The following is a 15,018-nucleotide window of genomic DNA, read 5'->3' as shown; positions in this document are numbered from 1 at the left end:
GTCGCCACCCGGCCGTTTCCGCGTCTGTGGGGTCGCTATCGGCGTCGAAACCCCGCCCGTGCGGGGTTCCGGGCGTCTCTCGCGTATTTTCCAAATAGAAGCCCTCTCGCGCCCGAAACACACAAATCAATGTTTATAGGGGAGCGCTTCTAACCGCCGCACGTCAGGGAGACACGGCATGAGTGATTGGATTGCAATCGGTGCGATGGGCCTGGTCGGTGTCGGCATACCGCTCGCGATGATGGCGGTGTCGGCGCTGCTTCGCCCAAGCGTACCGGAACAAGGAAAGAGTGCCACGTACGAGAGTGGTGAGGTGCCGACAGGCACGGCGCGCGTCCAGTTTAACATTCAGTACTACATGGTCGCGCTGCTGTTCCTCGTGTTCGACATCGAGACCGTCCTGATTTTCCCGTGGACGGTCATTTACCGCTCGGCCCTCGAACAGGGCGCGTCGCTGGCGACGATTCTGACGCCGATGCTCGTTTTCATCGGTGTCCTCGTCGTCGGCCTCGTCTGGGCGTGGCGCAACGGCGCTGTCAAGTGGGTCAAAAGCCCGCAGGCCAGTCGTCGTAAGACAGAGAGGCAAGATGCATGAGTAGCGAACAGAAGCCATTCGTCACGGACGATACACAGGTACAGACCGAGACTCGCGACGCCCGTATGGCGGGGGCGGACGACCGGTTCAACTCGAAGCTTCGGGAGGCGTTCGGCTCGTCACCGTTCATCCTCACGAAGTTCGACAGCTTTATGAATTGGGTCCGCGGGTCCTCGATGTTCATGCTGCAGTTCGGTATCGCCTGCTGCAGCATCGAGATGATGCACACCTACGCGATCAAACACGACCTGGACCGGTTCGCGGCGGGTGTGCCGCGCGCGTCGCCGCGACAGGCCGACGTGATTATCGTGCCGGGGACGATTGTCTCGAAGTTCGCCCCGCGCATGAAGCGCGTCTACGACCAGATGCCCGAACCGAAGTTCGTCGTCGGGATGGGGTCGTGTACGATTTCCGGCGGCCCGTTCCAGGAGGGCTACAACGTCATCAAGGGCGCAGAGGAGGTCATCCCGGTGGACATCCACATCCCCGGCTGCCCGCCGCGCCCGGAGGCGCTCATCTACGGGATCGCCAAGCTCCAAGAGCGCATCGCGAACGGCGAGTCCAGTCCGGTGACGGTCAAGCCGTACGAACTGGAGCAGTTCGGCGACCTCGAACGCGACGAAATCGTCGACAAACTCGCCGCGCAGATCGACGAAGACGACCTCGTCATGCGGTACAACTGGGCTGATTCGCCATGAGTCTCGAAGAGCAGCAGTCCGACGAGCCCGCGGAACTCGAATCGGGCGTCAGTCGCGGCGACGAACTCGCCGACCTGCTCGGCGACCTCGTCGTCGGCCGCGAAGAGCACATGAACGCGCCCGGCCTCGTCATCCGACCCGACGAGGTCCAAGACGCGCTGTTCAAGCTCCGCGACGAGGCCGGTTTCGACCACCTCTCGTGTGTGACCGCACAGGAGTACGAGGACCGCTACGAGTCCATCTACCACCTGACGAAGTTCGACGACCGGACCGACGAGGTCTCGGTCGTCGTGCCCACGTCGAAGGACAACCCGGTCAGCCAGACCGCCGAACCGGTCTACCGGACGGCCGACTGGCACGAGCGGGAGGCGTACGACCTCGTCGGCATCCAGTACGAAGACCACCCGGACCTGCGTCGCATCCTGCTTCCGGACACGTGGCAGGGCCACCCGCTCGGGCTGGACTACGACCAGGACCGCCCGCAGATAGCGACCCTCCGCGAGCACGCGAACCCGCTCGAAGAGGACCACCGCGCCGGGGACAGCAACACGATGTACATCAACATCGGTCCCCACCACCCGGCGACCCACGGCGTGTTGCACGTCGAGACGGTCGTCGACGGCGAGCAGGTCGTCGACCTCGACGCCGACATCGGCTACCTCCACCGCTGCGAGGAGCAGATGTGTCAGCAGGGGACCTACCGGCACCAGATTATGCCGTACCCCGACCGCTGGGACTACATCTCGGCCGGCCTCCTCAACGAGTGGGCCTACGCCCGCACCGCGGAGGACCTCGCGGACATCGAGGTTCCCGAGTACGCCCAGATCATCCGAACGATGGGCGCGGAACTGTGCCGCATCGCGTCGCACATGATCGCGCTCGGCACGTTCGCGCTGGACGTGTACGGCGACTTCACGGCCATCTTCATGTACGCCATGCGGGACCGCGAAATCGTCCAGAACATCCTCGAAGACCTCACCGGTCAGCGCATGATGTTCAACTACTTCCGGCTCGGCGGCGTCGTCTGGGACCTCCCCGAACCCCGCGAGGAGTTCTTCGAGAAGGTTCGCGACTTCCTCGACGGGCTTCCGCAGGCGCTTGAGGAGTACCACGACATGATCACCTCGAACGAGATTTTGCAGGCCCGTACGGTCGGCACGGGCGTCCTGCCGCCGGAAGTCGCAAAGAGCTACGGCGCGACCGGCCCGGTCGCCCGCGGCTCCGGAATCGACTACGACCTCCGCCGCGACGACTCCTACGGCTACTACGACGAACTCGACTGGGACGTCGTCGTCGAGGACGGCTGCGACAACTTCTCGCGCCTGCTCGTGCGCATGCGCGAAGTCGAGGAGTCGGCCAAGATCATCCAGCAGTGCGTCGACCTGCTCGAAGACTGGCCCGAAGACGAGCGGAACATCCAGGCCAACGTTCCGCGCACGCTCAAACCCGAAGAGGACACGGAAATCTACCGCGCCGTCGAGGGTGCGAAGGGCGAACTCGGCATCTACATCCGCGCCGACGGCACCGACAAGCCGGCCCGCTTCAAGATTCGCAGCCCGTGTTTCTCGAACCTGCAGACGCTCCCCGAGATGTCCGAGGGTGAGTACATCCCGGACATGATTGCCTCGCTCGGCAGTCTCGACATCGTCCTCGGAGAGGTGGACCGGTAATGAGTCTGCAGGCAGTCCTTCCGGACACGGTCAGCGGCCTCCTCGGCCTCGAAGGCGTCCTCGGTGACGTCGTCGGCGGACTCGTCGGCGCGTTCCTCGTCGCCAACATCATGCTCATCATGACGGCGTTCGCCGGGCCGTGGGCCAAGCGGAAGATCACGGCCGCCTTCGGTGACCGCATCGCGGTCAACCGAATCGGTCCGTTCGGGCTTCTGACCATCGTCACGGACGCCGTCCGACTGCTGTCGAAGGAACTCATCGTTCCCGAGGGCGTCGACCGTCCCGCGTGGGACCTCGCGCCGATGGTCATCCCCTTCTCCGCGCTGCTCGGATTCGCCGTCATCCCGATGGGGAACGGCATCCAGCTCGCTGACCCCGAGACCGGTCTCGCGTTCGCCTTCGCCGCGGCGTCCATCGCCTCGCTGGGCATCGTCATGACCGGCTACGCATCGAACAACAAGTTCTCGCTCATCGGCGCGCTCCGCGCCGTCGCGGCCAACATCGCCTACGAGATTCCGCTCGTCGTCACGGCGGCCTCGGTCGTCATCTTCGCCGGGACGCTCCGCATGAGCGAAATCGTCGCCGTGCAGGCCGAACCGCTGCTTTCGGTCGCCGGCGTGACGATTCCGACGTGGTTCGCGTTCGTCAACCCCTTCGCGTTCGCGCTGTTCGTCATCGCGAACCTCGCGGAGGTCGGCCGCAACCCGTTCGACATCCCCGAAGCGCCGACCGAAATCGTCGCCGGGTACCAGACCGAGTACTCCTCGGTCTACTTCGTGCTCATCTATCTCGGTGAGTTCATCCACATCTTCCTCGGCGGCGCTATCGCGGCGACCCTGTTCCTCGGCGGTCCGGCGGGCCCGGTCCTGCCCGGGTTCGTCTGGTTCACCATCAAAATCTGGGCGTTCTTCCTGTTCACCCAGTGGGCGCGCTCCGCGGTGCCGCGCCTTCGCGTCGATCAGTTCCTCGAAATCGGTTGGAAGGGGATGCTCGTGCTCTCCTTCGCCAACCTGGTTCTCACGGCCATCATCGTGGGGGTGATTGCATGATCGGAATCCTGAAAGGCATGGCAGTGACGCTGAAGCACGCGCTCGACGGGCAGACGTTCACGGTCGAGTACCCCGAGACCGCGCCCGAAGTGAGCCCGCGTTTCCGCGGCGTCCACAAGTTCAGCCAAGAGCGGTGTATCTGGTGTCGCCAGTGTGAGAACGTCTGTCCGAACGACACGATTCAGATCGTTCAGGACGACCAGCGCAACGGCGAGCAGTACAACCTCCACATCGGCCAGTGTATCTACTGCCGGCTGTGCGAGGAGGTCTGCCCCGTCGACGCCATCCTGCTCACGCAGAACTTCGAGTTCACGGCGGACACGAAAAACGACTTCGTCTACAACAAAGAACAGCTCAAGAACGTCCCGTGGTACAAGGATATCGACCCGCTCAACTCCCGCAACCCCGACCGCAACGCGTGGGTCGGCGAGGGCGAAGGAGAGGTCGACTACCAGTAACATGACCGCGAGTGAATCGTTCGAGTCCCGTCAGCCCGCGTCCGTTACCGGACGCTGAGGACGTTCTCGAAATGTTCAAAGGGATATCTCAAGGAGACACACACAATGGTTTATGAAACCATCGCGTTCGCGCTGTTCGCCCTCGTCACCGTGGGCTGCAGCCTGGGCGTCGTCCTCGTGCGGGACATCTGGCATTCCGCACTCCTGCTCGGGGGCGCGCTCTTGAGCGTCGCGGTGCATTACGTGATGTTGCAGGCGGAGTTCCTCGCCGCCATGCAGGTCCTCGTCTACGTCGGCGGGGTCCTGATTCTCATTACGTTCGCCGTGATGCTGACGCGTATCAATCCGGAGGTGAGTAGTACATGACAACCAAACCGCAGCTGAAACTCGGTTCGCACCTCGTGCCCGGACTCGCTGCCGTCGCGCTGTTCGTCGTGATGGCGGTCGTGTTCCTCGGCGCGTCGTTCCCGGACCCACAGGGGTTCGCAGAGGGAGCAAACATCACCGCGAGCATCGGCTATTCGATGTTCAACCTCGGGTTCGGAAGCGTCGACGGCGAGAGCATGCTGGCCGCGTTCGAAATCATCGACCTCGTGCTCGTCGCCGCGCTCGCCGGCGCGGTGCTCCTCGCTCGCCGCGAGGACACCGCGGGGCAGATGCGAACCATCCTGACCGACGGCGGTCGGGAACTCAAGCAGACGCTGTTCGACGACGAGGAGGGTGACAACTGATGGTCCCCGCGCAGTATTACCTCGTCCTGTCGGCCGCCGTGTTCTGCATCGGCATCTTCGGCCTCTTGACCCGACGGAACGCGCTGTTGTTCCTGATGTCGGTCGAACTGATGCTGAACGCCGCGAACATCAACCTCGTCGCGTTCTCCTACTACTGGGGCAACGTGACGGGCCAGACGTTCGGGCTGTTCACGATGGCGCTCGCCGCCGCCGAGGTGGCGGTCGGTATCGGCATCATCCTCGTACTGTACCGCAACTTCGACGGCGTGGACGTGACTAACGCGACCACGATGAGGTGGTAACATTATGGCAGGTATCTTAGACTTCGCTCCGGCCATCGTCCTCCTCCCGTTCCTCTCGTTCCTGATCGCGCTCGGGGCGGGACGGTACATGCCGAAGGGAGGGGCGCTGGCGGGAATCGGCGCGACGGCGGGCTCGTTCGTCCTGTCCATCGCGACGTTCTTCGCCGTCAGCGGCGGACAGACCTACAACCAACACATCTACACGTGGGCGACCGGCGCCGGCGACGCGGTCTCGCTCGACTTCGGCCTGCTCATCGACCCGCTTTCGTCGATGATGCTCGTCATCGTGACGCTCGTCGCGTTCCTCGTCCACGTCTTCAGCCTCGGCTACATGAACGACGAGGGCGAGACGGGCCTCCCGCGCTACTACGCCGGGCTCGGCCTGTTCACCGCGTCGATGCTGGCGTTCGTCGTGTCCAGCAACCTCCTCATGGCGTTCATGTTCTTCGAGCTGGTGGGGCTGTGTTCCTACCTGCTCATCGGCTTCTGGTTCCGCCAGGACGGTCCGCCGAGCGCCGCGAAGAAGGCGTTCCTCGTCACCCGCTTCGGTGACTACTTCTTCCTCATCGGCGTCGTCGCGGTGTTCGCGACGTTCGGCTCGGCGGCGTTCGCCGGCCCCGAGGCGTTCCCGGTCCTCGCCGAGGAGGCGCTCCACGGCGAGCACGCGGTCAACACGTTCCTCGGCATGGGCGAACAGGCGTGGTTCACCGTCGTCGGCCTCCTCGTTCTCGGAGGCGTCATCGGTAAGTCCGCGCAGTTCCCCCTGCACACGTGGCTTCCGGACGCGATGGAAGGTCCGACCCCCGTCTCCGCGCTCATTCACGCGGCGACGATGGTCGCGGCCGGCGTCTACCTCGTCGCCCGGATGTACGGCTTCTACGCGCTGACCCCGACGACGCTCGCCATCATCGCGCTCGTGGGCGGCTTCACGGCCCTCTTCGCCGCGACGATGGGCGTCGTCAAGAAGGAGATCAAGCAGGTGCTCGCGTACTCGACCATCAGCCAGTACGGCTACATGATGCTCGGGCTCGGCGTCGGCGGCTACGTCGCCGCGACGTTCCACCTGCTCACCCACGCCTTCTTCAAGGCGCTCTTGTTCCTCGGTGCCGGTGCGGTCATCATCGCGATGCACCACAACGAGAACATGTGGGACATGGGCGGACTCAAAGACAAGATGCCCGTGACGTACTACGCGTTCCTCTCGGGCTCGCTCGCCCTCGCCGGCATCGTCCCGTTCGCCGGCTTCTGGTCGAAAGACGAGATTCTCTACGAGGCGCTCAACCACGGCCTCGGAACCGAGGGCGGCCTCGGGACCATCTTCCTCCTCGCGTACGCGATGGGGCTCCTCGCCGTGTTCTTCACCGGCTTCTACACCTTCCGGATGGTGTTCCTCACCTTCCACGGCGAACCGCGCAGCGAGACCGCGCGCGACCCGCACGGCTTCGGCTGGAACGTCAAGTTCCCGCTGGCCGTCCTCGGCGTGCTCGCGGCCGTCACCGGCCTCGTCAACATGGCCCCGGTGGAGGACCTCACGGGGATTCACCTCACGTTCCTCCACGACTGGCTCGACGGCGGCATCACCTCGCTGACCTCGCACCACTACCTCGAAGTGCTCGAAAGCGGCGTCGGCGCGGGACTCCACCCGGCCGGCATCGGCTCCATCGCGCCCGGGCTAGTTTCGCTCGCCCTCGCCCTCGCGGGCGCTGGGCTCGCCTACCGCCTGTACAACGTCCCCGAGCCCGTCGAACACACGGACAAGCTCGGGAGCATCAAGACCGTCCTGTACAACAACTACTACCAAGACGAGTACCAGGTCTGGATCGCGACCGGCGTCGTCCAGCCCGTCTCGCGCGCCCTCGATAAGTTCGATCAGGGTATCGTCGACGGCGTCGTCAACGGCGTCTCCAGCGTGAGCCTGTTCGCCGGCGGTCGCGTCAAGCGCATTCAGACCGGCGTTGTGAGCAACTACGCGGCGCTCCTCACGCTCGGTCTGACCGCGCTCCTTCTCGGTCTCGGTCTGCTCGGAGGTTGGTTCGCATGATAATCGAAGCGCTCATCGCAGTCACGTTCCTCGCCGCGCTGGTCACCTTCGTCCTGCCGGACCGGTACGCCGGCAAGGCGGCCTTCGCGCTGAGTCTGGCTCCCGTCGTCGGGAGCCTCTACATGTGGCAACAGTACGACGCGAGCGGGAACGCCCTTCTCGGCGGGAACATCGCGTTCGAGACAGACGTCGCCTGGTTGCAACTCGGCCAGTACGACATTCACTGGATGGTCGGCGTCGACGGCATCAGCATGCCGCTCGTCGTCCTCACGACCATCCTCACCACGCTCGCTATCGTCAGCGCGTGGACGCCCATCTCGGAGCGTCAGTCCCAGTTCTTCGGTCTGATGCTCCTGATGGAGGCGAACCTGCTGGGCGTCTTCACGGCGCTCGACTTCTTCGTCTGGTTCATCTTCTGGGAGGCCGTGCTCCTGCCGATGTACTTCCTCATCGGCGTCTGGGGCGGTCCCCGCCGCAAGTACGCGGCGATCAAGTTCTTCGTCTACACGAACATCGCGTCGCTCGTGATGTTCATCGGGTTCATCTCGCTCGTGTTCGGTCTCGGCGACTCGGTCTCGTCGTTCCGCCTGCCCGAAATCGCGCAGGCGTTGCAGGCCGGAGAGCTCGGGAGCTTCGCGGGGCTGTCGCCCGGCGCGCTCGCGTCGGTCGCGTTCGTCGCGATGTTCCTCGGGTTCGCGGTCAAGGTTCCGGTCGCCCCGCTTCACACGTGGCTGCCGGACGCCCACGTCGAGGCCCCCACGCCGGTGTCGGTCATGCTGGCCGGGGTCCTCCTGAAGATGGGTACGTACGCCCTGCTCCGGTTCAACTTCACGATGCTCCCGGAGACGGCGCGCGCCTTCGCGCTGCCCATCGCCCTGCTCGCCGTCGCGAGCGTCATCTACGGCGCGCTCCTCGCGCTGGCACAGCAGGACCTCAAGCGCATCGTCGCGTACTCCTCCGTCTCGTCGATGGGGTACGTCATCCTCGGTCTCATCGCCTACACCACCTACGGCGTCGGCGGTGCGACCTTCCAGATGGTCGCCCACGGCCTCATCTCCGGTCTGATGTTCATGGCCGTCGGCGTCATCTACAACACGACCCACACGCGTATGGTGACTGACTTCTCCGGACTGGCCGACCGGATGCCCGTCACCGCCGGCATCTTCGTCGCCGGCGCGTTCGGCTACATGGGCCTCCCGCTCATGGCCGGTTTCGCGGCAGAGTTCTTCATCTTCAAGGGCGCGTTCGAGTCCACGGTGATGGAGGCGATGCCGCTGTTTACCGGCGCGGCTATGTTCGGTATCGTCATCGTCGCGGGCTACCTGCTGTTCGCGATGCAGCGGACCCTGTTCGGACCGTTCCGGTTCGACGGCGACTACGAGATCACCGAGGCACCGTTCCACGACGTGGCACCGCTCGCGGTGCTGCTGCTTCTCACCATCGTGCTCGGTGTCTCTCCGGACATCTTCTTCACGATGATTCAGGACGCGGTTACTCCGATTCTCGAACTGGGAGGTGCGTTCTAGATGACGCCCCTCCAGACGCTCCCCGAGTGGGCGGCGACGGCTCCAGCCATCGTGCTCGCGCTGACGGGCCTCGCGCTGCTGCTCATCGACACCATCGACCCTGACTCCACGAACAACGGCCTCTTGGCCGGCACGGCGACGCTCGGCGCGCTCGCCGCCGGCGGTATCGCCGGCTGGTTCCTCATCGGTGGAACCGGCATGGAGTCCACCGGTGGCGCAATCACGCTGTACGGCGACGCGCTCGTCGTCGACGGGATGAGCCTGTTTTTCACGCTCATCTTCACCAGCGTCGCCGCGATGGTCTCTGTCGCCTCGTACGACTACCTCGCGGACCAGCAGTACCAAGGCGAGTTCTACGCCCTCGTGCTGTTCGCCGCGACCGGCATGACGCTCATGGGGATGTCGAACTCGCTGGCGACCGTCTTCGTCAGCCTCGAACTCGCGTCCCTGCCGTCGTACGCGCTCGTCGCGTTCCTCAAGAAGGACCGCGGAAGCATCGAAGCCGGCCTGAAGTACTTCCTCATCGGCGCGCTGTCGTCGGCGGTGTTCGCGTTCGGTATCAGCCTCGTGTTCGCCGTCACCGGCTCGCTGGTGCTCCCGGAAATCGCCGCGACGCTCGCCGAGGGAACCGAACTCGTCGGCGTCCTCGGCCTCGGCGTGCTGATGATCGCCGGCGGCTTCGCGTTCAAGACCGCCTCCGTCCCGTTCCACTTCTGGGCGCCGGAGGCCTACGAGGGCGCGCCCGCTCCCGTGAGCGCGTTCCTCTCGTCGGCGTCGAAGGCGGCCGGCTTCGCCGTCGCCTTCCGCGTGTTCACCGTCGCGTTCCCCCTCGAAACCGTCACCGCAATCGGCGGCGGGAGCGTCGACTGGTCGCTGCTGTTCGCGCTGCTCGCCGTCGTCACGATGACGCTCGGTAACTTCGCGGCGGCGACCCAAGAGAACGTAAAGCGCATGCTGGCGTACTCCTCTATCGGGCACGCCGGCTACGCGCTCATCGGTCTCGCGGCCATCACCGTCGACGGCGGTGCCGCGAACGGCGACGTGCTCGGCGCGAGCATGGCCCACCTGCTCGTCTACGGCTTCATGAACACGGGCGCGTTCCTGTTCATCGCCATGGTCGAAAAGTGGGGTCTCGGCCGCACGTTCGAGGACTACAACGGCATCGCGTCGAAGGCGCCCGTCGCCGCGACGGCGATGACCGTCTTCATGTTCTCGCTCGCGGGGCTCCCGCCGTTCGGCGGCTTCTTCTCGAAGTACGCCCTGTTCGAGTCGGCCATCGGCTCCGGCTTCTGGTGGCTCGCCGCGGTCGGCGCGGTCAACAGCGCGCTGTCGCTGTTCTACTACAGTCGCGTCGTGAAAGCGATGTGGATCGAGGAGCCGTCTGAGCCCCTCGAAATCGGCAGTCAGCCGGTCGGTCTCTACGTGGCGATTATCTTCGCCGCGGTCGGGACGTTGCTGCTCCTGCCCGGCTTCCAACCCGTCATCGAGACGGCCCAGACCGTCGCCGCGGCGCTCTTCTGAGCGTTCCGGCGATTCGGCCCGGTTCCGTTTCGGTTTCTTTTATTCGCGCAGTAACTCGCCGAGCGCCGATGCCAGCTCCTCGGAGCGCCTGAGCGTCAGGCCGTCGGTCGTGACGAACACGCCTTTGTCGTCGGCGGTCACCCGCGTCAGGTAGCCGTGGTCAAACGCGCGGACGGTGTAGCGGTAGTCACCGAGTTCGGAGCCGCGATAGGCGGTCCGGGCCTGAAACCCATCGGTCTCGTGTTCGACGAATCCGGTGAGGTCGGCGTCGGCTTCGAGGTCGCTCCGGAGGTAAATCTGGTCACAGCGGTCGTGGGTGAAGTACGTCACGCTCCTGAGGTCGTCGCCGACGACGGTTCGACAGGTTCGGACGAACGACTCGGCTCGCGATTCGGGGAGCAGTTGCGTCTCGAGTTCCATCGTATGTGTGTCATGGCGTGGCATGACATAATATCATCGCCGGATGGGAGGACGGTAGGGTTTTGCGGCCGGAGTTCGACCGTTCCTGTATGGTACGTCGCCTGGTTCTCGGCTGTGGGTCGCTCGGTGGGGGTCTCGTCGAGCAACTCACCGGTCGCGGCGGGACGGTGACGGTCGTCACCGACCGAAAGGGGCGCGCCGAGGACCTCCGCTCGGACGGTATCGACGCGAGAGAGGGCGACCCCGCCGACCCGTCGACCTACCCAGACGTGGTCGACCTCGTCGTCGTCGGCGGACAGTCTCCGCGGTCGAACCTCGACGCGGCGCGCGCGGCCAGCGAACACTGTCCGGACGCGCCGCTGGTCGTCTACCTCGGTGACGACGCCGACCCGTCGGTCCGCGACGAGGTGTACGACCTCGCCGACGAGGTCATCGACCCGCGGCGAGTGGTCACAGACCGCATCCTCGACGCGGTCGGCACGTCGCACACGGAGCGGCTGAACCGCCTGATGCGGGTCCTCCGAAACGTCGACGGCAAGCTCGCGGTCGTGATGCACGACAACCCGGACCCCGACGCTATCGCCGCGGCGCTGGCGCTACAAGCCATCGCCGAGCGGGCGGGTATCGACGCCGAAGCGTGTTACTTCGGCGACATCTCTCATCAGGAGAACCGCGCGCTCGTCAACCTCCTCGAACTGGACCTCCGCGTCCTCGACGAGGTACCCGCGGACGACGAGTACGCCGGCTTCGCGCTCGTCGACCACTCCCGGCCGGGCGTCAACGACCGCCTCCCGCCGGAGACGACGATCGACATCGTCATCGACCACCACCCGCCGCGCGCGCCGGTCGAGGCGGCGTACGTGGACCTCAGGCGCGGCGTCGGTGCGACGAGCACGCTCCTCGCGGAGTACCTCGAACGGCTCGGAATCGTCCCCGACACGACGGTCGCGACGGCGCTGTTGTTCGGGATTCAGGTCGACACCAACGACTTCACGCGGGAGGTCTCGACGGCCGACTTCGAGGCCGCCGCCTTCCTCATCCCCCACGTCGACGTTGACCTGCTCGAACGGGTCGAGACGCCGAGCCTCACCTCCGAGACGATGGAGACGCTCGCGCGCGCCATCTCGAACCGCGACGTCCGGGGGAACGCCCTCGCGTCGAACGTCGGCGATATCCGCGAGCGGGACGCCCTCGCGCAGGCCGCCGACCACCTCCTCGGGATGGAGGGCGTCGAGGTGACGGTCGTCTACGGCCTGATGGACGGGACGGTCTACGTCTCCGGCCGCGCCCGCGGTGCGCGGGTCGACCTCGGCGAGGCGTTTCGTGACGCCCTCGGCTCCATCGGGAGCGCCGGCGGCCACGCCGACATGGCGGGCGCACAGATTCCGTTAGGCATCCTCGACGACGTGGGCGACGACTCTCGGGAATCGCTGGCGACCATCGTCACGGACATCGTCGCTGGGCGGCTATTCGAGACGCTCGAACACGCGACGCCGACGCCGAGTCTGGACACCGACGTCGCCTTCGAGTACCCGCTCGATGAGTGAGCGCCCACACGTTTTTGCCGACGGTGGCCCTATGGGATGGGAGATGAGTACCAAAGCGACCGTCAAGGAGTACATGACGCGCGAGGTCCAGACCGTCTCTCCGTCCGACACGGTCGCGGACGTCGCCCGACGCATCGCAGAGAGCGACGGGCACAACGGGTTTCCCGTCTGCGACGGTCGCAAAGCGGAGGGGTTCGTCACGGCCCGAGATATCCTCCTCGCGGACGACGAGGAGTCCATCGAGACGGTGATGGCGACGGACCTCGTCGTCGCCCACCCCGAGATGGACGTGAACGACGCCGCCCGCGTCATCCTCCGGTCGGGCATCCAGAAGCTCCCGGTCGTCGACGACGCGGGCAATCTCGTCGGCATCATCTCGAACACGGACGTCATCCGAAGCCAAATCGAGCGCGCGACGCCCGAGAAGGTGGGTAAACTCATGCGGACGCTCGAACAGATTCACGGCATCACGGTCCACCAGGAGCGACGGACCGTCTCGCTTTCGAACCTCATTCCGACGCAGGCCCGCGTCTACGCCGACGAACTCGACGGCCGCCGCTACGAGCTCGAACGCGGCCTCGCCGAACCCCTCGTCGTCATCGACAACAACGGGACGTTGCTCCTCGCGGACGGCCACCACCGCGTCCTCGCGGCCGACCGCATCGGCATCGAGGAGATGGACGCCTACGTCATCGTCGTCGACGACCCGGTCGAACTCGGGATGCAGCGGACCGCCGAAAAGGAGGGTCTCAAGTCCATCTCGGACATCGACATCGTCGACTACGCCCGACACCCGCTGGTCGAGACGACCCGCCGGTTACAGTAGCTCAGTTCTCCACGTCGTACTCGGCCTTCCACGCGTCGACGGCCTCGCGGGCCTCGGCCTCCGACTCGAAGCGCTCGCCCTCGTAGCCGCGGCCCTCGGCGGACTGGTAGAGTCGGTCGACCCTGACGTGCCACGCGTTCGGCCCGCGTCGGAGCCGAATGGTCGCGTGGCCGTCGCTTCGCTCCCACTCCGCGATGCGGTCGTCCCGGCGGACCTCCGTCCAACTCATACCGGGCAATGACGGCGGAGGCCGAAGTGTCTACCCATCCGCCAGCGTCGAGGCGTCGGCCGTCACCGGGGCGGCCGGGCGCGTCTCCGCGCCGCAGTTCGGACAGATCGCGTACCCGAGGCGGTCGTAAGGGACCTCCGGCGACGGGCGCTCTAGCCCGCACTCCTCGCACGTGAAGTACGAGACCCATTCGAAGGACATACCGAAGCGTAGGATTGTCAACGTATTAATTAATCACCGCTTACCACCCGAGTCGGTCGCGTCGGCGACGGCGCGAAAAACGAAGTGCGACGGGGGTTTTAGGGTGTGACGGCGGCGCGCCCCCCGAGATTGGAGCGCGAGTCGGGGCGAGCGAGTCGCCGGTGTTCAGGCGGGCGTCGGTCCCTCGGGAGCCGACGAGTCGTCGTCGGACCGGAACTGCGAGACGAGGTCGAGCGAGTCGTCGGCGCTGCCGAGCAAGAACAGCGAGTAGTACCGGAAGTACGTCACGACGGGCATCTGGACGACCGCGCCGACCGCGATGGCCGCGAGGACGAACAGGACCCCGAGCGCGCCGAAGACGACCAGCCCGGCCGTCGAGGTCAACGCGACGTTCGCGGCGTTGAGCGCGAGGAACGCCGCGCCGCCGACGATGGCGAAGGGGATGGCGACGACGAGCAGGGCGAGGAGGGCCGCGATACCGATACCGATGCTCGCGAGGATGCCGAGGATGAACCGGACGATGACGTACAGTCCGAACTCGGAGAGTTCGGCGCGGAACACCGGAGCGACCCGCCCCCACGACGACAGGAGGGCGCGGTCCTCGGCTATCATCGTCGGGACGACGAAGTCGGTCGTCAACTGCATGACGACCGCGACCACGAACAGCAGCAAGAACCCGAGCAGTACGAGCGGGATGGCGAGGAGGGCCACCGCGGGCGTGAACGCGACCATGCCGAAGAACACCGCCGCTATCGGGAGTCCGATGACCGCGAGGACGGCGACGAGCAGGCCGACTTGGAACCCGAACAGCCTGACGCCGAGCCAGAAGCGCTCGCGGAACGGTTCGCGGATGCGCACGTCTTTCGTGACGACGGCGTCCACGAGGACGAACTGCATCACGGAGCCGACGAACGACCAGACGATGCCGAGGGCGATAGCGACCGCCGCGAGCGCGATAACCGCTGCGAGGACGTTCTCGGGGGTTACGAAACCGGGCAGCGAGTCGACCGGGATGTCGGTCGACCCGCCGCTGCCGGGCGCGGTTGTTCCGGCGTTGCCACCGGTGCCACCGCCACCGCCGAGGCCGCCGACGAAGAGGGCGATGAGTGCGAGGCGCGCCCACCGACCCGCGTCGAACGGGAGGAGGAGCGACGTCGTGGCGTCACGAGCGTCGTCGAGGGCGTCGATTGCTTTCCAACTCATG

Annotated in this window: 17 protein-coding genes; 13 read left to right on the top strand and 4 right to left on the bottom strand. The window is 65.7% G+C overall.

Annotated elements, in window-relative coordinates; all coding sequences use genetic code 11:
* The first annotated feature begins 178 nt into the window (after positions 1-178).
* The 11 genes from BN996_RS09925 to BN996_RS09875 all read left to right on the top strand — a co-directional run bounded on the left by BN996_RS09925 (position 179) and on the right by BN996_RS09875 (position 10,591).
* Positions 179-595, top strand: a complete 417-nt coding sequence (locus BN996_RS09925) for an NADH-quinone oxidoreductase subunit A (RefSeq protein WP_007274756.1) — start codon at positions 179-181, stop codon at positions 593-595.
* The gene (locus BN996_RS09920; RefSeq protein ID WP_089778658.1) at positions 592-1,293 is read left to right on the top strand and encodes an NADH-quinone oxidoreductase subunit B; all 702 of its coding nucleotides are present in this window, start codon (positions 592-594) and stop codon (positions 1,291-1,293) included. Before BN996_RS09925 ends, BN996_RS09920 begins: the two co-directional genes overlap by 4 nt.
* Positions 1,290-2,963 (top strand): NADH-quinone oxidoreductase subunit D, encoded by a 1,674-nt coding sequence (locus BN996_RS09915; protein ID WP_089778656.1) that lies wholly within the window; start codon positions 1,290-1,292, stop codon positions 2,961-2,963. The genes BN996_RS09920 and BN996_RS09915 overlap by 4 nt, the downstream gene beginning before the upstream one ends.
* Positions 2,963-4,012, top strand: a complete 1,050-nt coding sequence (locus BN996_RS09910) for a complex I subunit 1/NuoH family protein (protein WP_089778654.1) — start codon at positions 2,963-2,965, stop codon at positions 4,010-4,012. Before BN996_RS09915 ends, BN996_RS09910 begins: the two co-directional genes overlap by 1 nt.
* Entirely contained in the window at positions 4,009-4,470 is a 462-nt protein-coding gene (locus tag BN996_RS09905; protein WP_004043961.1) for a NuoI/complex I 23 kDa subunit family protein, read from the top strand. Before BN996_RS09910 ends, BN996_RS09905 begins: the two co-directional genes overlap by 4 nt.
* A gap of 105 nt (positions 4,471-4,575) precedes the next feature.
* Complete coding sequence (locus BN996_RS09900) at positions 4,576-4,836, top strand: NADH-quinone oxidoreductase subunit J (RefSeq protein WP_004043960.1); 261 nt, start codon at positions 4,576-4,578, stop codon at positions 4,834-4,836.
* Positions 4,833-5,201 carry a proton-conducting membrane transporter gene (locus BN996_RS09895; protein ID WP_089778652.1) on the top strand — a complete coding sequence of 123 codons (369 nt, stop codon included), beginning with the start codon at positions 4,833-4,835 and terminating at the stop codon, positions 5,199-5,201. Before BN996_RS09900 ends, BN996_RS09895 begins: the two co-directional genes overlap by 4 nt.
* Positions 5,201-5,503 carry an NADH-quinone oxidoreductase subunit NuoK gene (nuoK, locus tag BN996_RS09890; RefSeq protein WP_004043958.1) on the top strand — a complete coding sequence of 101 codons (303 nt, stop codon included), beginning with the start codon at positions 5,201-5,203 and terminating at the stop codon, positions 5,501-5,503. Before BN996_RS09895 ends, nuoK begins: the two co-directional genes overlap by 1 nt.
* Positions 5,504-5,507: 4 nt before the next feature.
* Positions 5,508-7,544: an NADH-quinone oxidoreductase subunit L gene (gene nuoL / locus BN996_RS09885; protein ID WP_089778650.1), complete on the top strand. Its 2,037-nt coding sequence runs from the start codon at positions 5,508-5,510 to the stop codon at positions 7,542-7,544.
* Positions 7,541-9,070: a complex I subunit 4 family protein gene (locus BN996_RS09880; protein WP_042666520.1), complete on the top strand. Its 1,530-nt coding sequence runs from the start codon at positions 7,541-7,543 to the stop codon at positions 9,068-9,070. The genes nuoL and BN996_RS09880 overlap by 4 nt, the downstream gene beginning before the upstream one ends.
* Positions 9,071-10,591, top strand: coding sequence for an NADH-quinone oxidoreductase subunit N (locus BN996_RS09875; RefSeq protein WP_042666518.1), 1,521 nt, complete (start codon positions 9,071-9,073; stop codon positions 10,589-10,591). It begins immediately after the preceding gene.
* A gap of 39 nt (positions 10,592-10,630) precedes the next feature.
* On the opposite strand, the gene BN996_RS09870 is transcribed toward BN996_RS09875, so the two are convergent.
* Entirely contained in the window at positions 10,631-11,011 is a 381-nt protein-coding gene (locus BN996_RS09870) for a DUF7522 family protein (RefSeq protein ID WP_089778649.1), read from the bottom strand.
* Between the two features lie 89 nt (positions 11,012-11,100).
* On the opposite strand from BN996_RS09870, the gene BN996_RS09865 reads away from it, so the two are divergent.
* Both BN996_RS09865 and BN996_RS09860 read left to right on the top strand, forming a co-directional pair.
* On the top strand, positions 11,101-12,558 hold the full coding sequence (locus BN996_RS09865; protein WP_089778647.1) for a DHH family phosphoesterase: 1,458 nt from the start codon (positions 11,101-11,103) through the stop codon (positions 12,556-12,558).
* Positions 12,559-12,601: 43 nt separating this feature from the next.
* Positions 12,602-13,384, top strand: a complete 783-nt coding sequence (locus tag BN996_RS09860; RefSeq protein WP_042666512.1) for a CBS domain-containing protein — start codon at positions 12,602-12,604, stop codon at positions 13,382-13,384.
* A 1-nt stretch (position 13,385) separates the two neighbouring features.
* Here BN996_RS09860 and BN996_RS09855 read toward each other — a convergent pair whose 3' ends face one another.
* From BN996_RS09855 to BN996_RS09850, 3 genes are all read right to left on the bottom strand, one after another.
* On the bottom strand, positions 13,386-13,613 hold the full coding sequence (locus BN996_RS09855) for a DUF7543 family protein (RefSeq protein WP_089778645.1): 228 nt from the start codon (positions 13,611-13,613) through the stop codon (positions 13,386-13,388).
* Positions 13,614-13,643: 30 nt separating this feature from the next.
* Complete coding sequence (locus BN996_RS20120) at positions 13,644-13,814, bottom strand: hypothetical protein (RefSeq protein ID WP_167344123.1); 171 nt, start codon at positions 13,812-13,814, stop codon at positions 13,644-13,646.
* Between the two features lie 165 nt (positions 13,815-13,979).
* Positions 13,980-15,017: a DUF7544 domain-containing protein gene (locus BN996_RS09850; RefSeq protein WP_089778643.1), complete on the bottom strand. Its 1,038-nt coding sequence runs from the start codon at positions 15,015-15,017 to the stop codon at positions 13,980-13,982.
* Position 15,018: the final 1 nt, after the last annotated feature.

The sequence above is a fragment of the Haloferax massiliensis genome (genome assembly GCF_001368915.1).
GTDB classification, from domain to species: Archaea; Halobacteriota; Halobacteria; order Halobacteriales; family Haloferacaceae; genus Haloferax; species Haloferax massiliensis.
This window is presented reverse-complemented; position numbering and strand designations above follow the sequence as displayed.

What these genes read in the sequence shown, in the direction of transcription:
- BN996_RS09925 (WP_007274756.1), top strand. Translation starts at nt 179, where the DNA reads ATGAGTGATTGGATTGCAATCGGTGCGATGGGCCTGGTCGGTGTCGGC.
- BN996_RS09920 (WP_089778658.1), top strand. Translation starts at nt 592, where the DNA reads ATGAGTAGCGAACAGAAGCCATTCGTCACGGACGATACACAGGTACAG.
- BN996_RS09915 (WP_089778656.1), top strand. Translation starts at nt 1,290, where the DNA reads ATGAGTCTCGAAGAGCAGCAGTCCGACGAGCCCGCGGAACTCGAATCG.
- BN996_RS09910 (WP_089778654.1), top strand. Translation starts at nt 2,963, where the DNA reads ATGAGTCTGCAGGCAGTCCTTCCGGACACGGTCAGCGGCCTCCTCGGC.
- BN996_RS09905 (WP_004043961.1), top strand. Translation starts at nt 4,009, where the DNA reads ATGATCGGAATCCTGAAAGGCATGGCAGTGACGCTGAAGCACGCGCTC.
- BN996_RS09900 (WP_004043960.1), top strand. Translation starts at nt 4,576, where the DNA reads ATGGTTTATGAAACCATCGCGTTCGCGCTGTTCGCCCTCGTCACCGTG.
- BN996_RS09895 (WP_089778652.1), top strand. Translation starts at nt 4,833, where the DNA reads ATGACAACCAAACCGCAGCTGAAACTCGGTTCGCACCTCGTGCCCGGA.
- nuoK (WP_004043958.1), top strand. Translation starts at nt 5,201, where the DNA reads ATGGTCCCCGCGCAGTATTACCTCGTCCTGTCGGCCGCCGTGTTCTGC.
- nuoL (WP_089778650.1), top strand. Translation starts at nt 5,508, where the DNA reads ATGGCAGGTATCTTAGACTTCGCTCCGGCCATCGTCCTCCTCCCGTTC.
- BN996_RS09880 (WP_042666520.1), top strand. Translation starts at nt 7,541, where the DNA reads ATGATAATCGAAGCGCTCATCGCAGTCACGTTCCTCGCCGCGCTGGTC.
- BN996_RS09875 (WP_042666518.1), top strand. Translation starts at nt 9,071, where the DNA reads ATGACGCCCCTCCAGACGCTCCCCGAGTGGGCGGCGACGGCTCCAGCC.
- BN996_RS09870 (WP_089778649.1), bottom strand. Translation starts at nt 11,011, where the DNA reads ATGGAACTCGAGACGCAACTGCTCCCCGAATCGCGAGCCGAGTCGTTC.
- BN996_RS09865 (WP_089778647.1), top strand. Translation starts at nt 11,101, where the DNA reads ATGGTACGTCGCCTGGTTCTCGGCTGTGGGTCGCTCGGTGGGGGTCTC.
- BN996_RS09860 (WP_042666512.1), top strand. Translation starts at nt 12,602, where the DNA reads ATGAGTACCAAAGCGACCGTCAAGGAGTACATGACGCGCGAGGTCCAG.
- BN996_RS09855 (WP_089778645.1), bottom strand. Translation starts at nt 13,613, where the DNA reads ATGAGTTGGACGGAGGTCCGCCGGGACGACCGCATCGCGGAGTGGGAG.
- BN996_RS20120 (WP_167344123.1), bottom strand. Translation starts at nt 13,814, where the DNA reads ATGTCCTTCGAATGGGTCTCGTACTTCACGTGCGAGGAGTGCGGGCTA.
- BN996_RS09850 (WP_089778643.1), bottom strand. Translation starts at nt 15,017, where the DNA reads ATGAGTTGGAAAGCAATCGACGCCCTCGACGACGCTCGTGACGCCACG.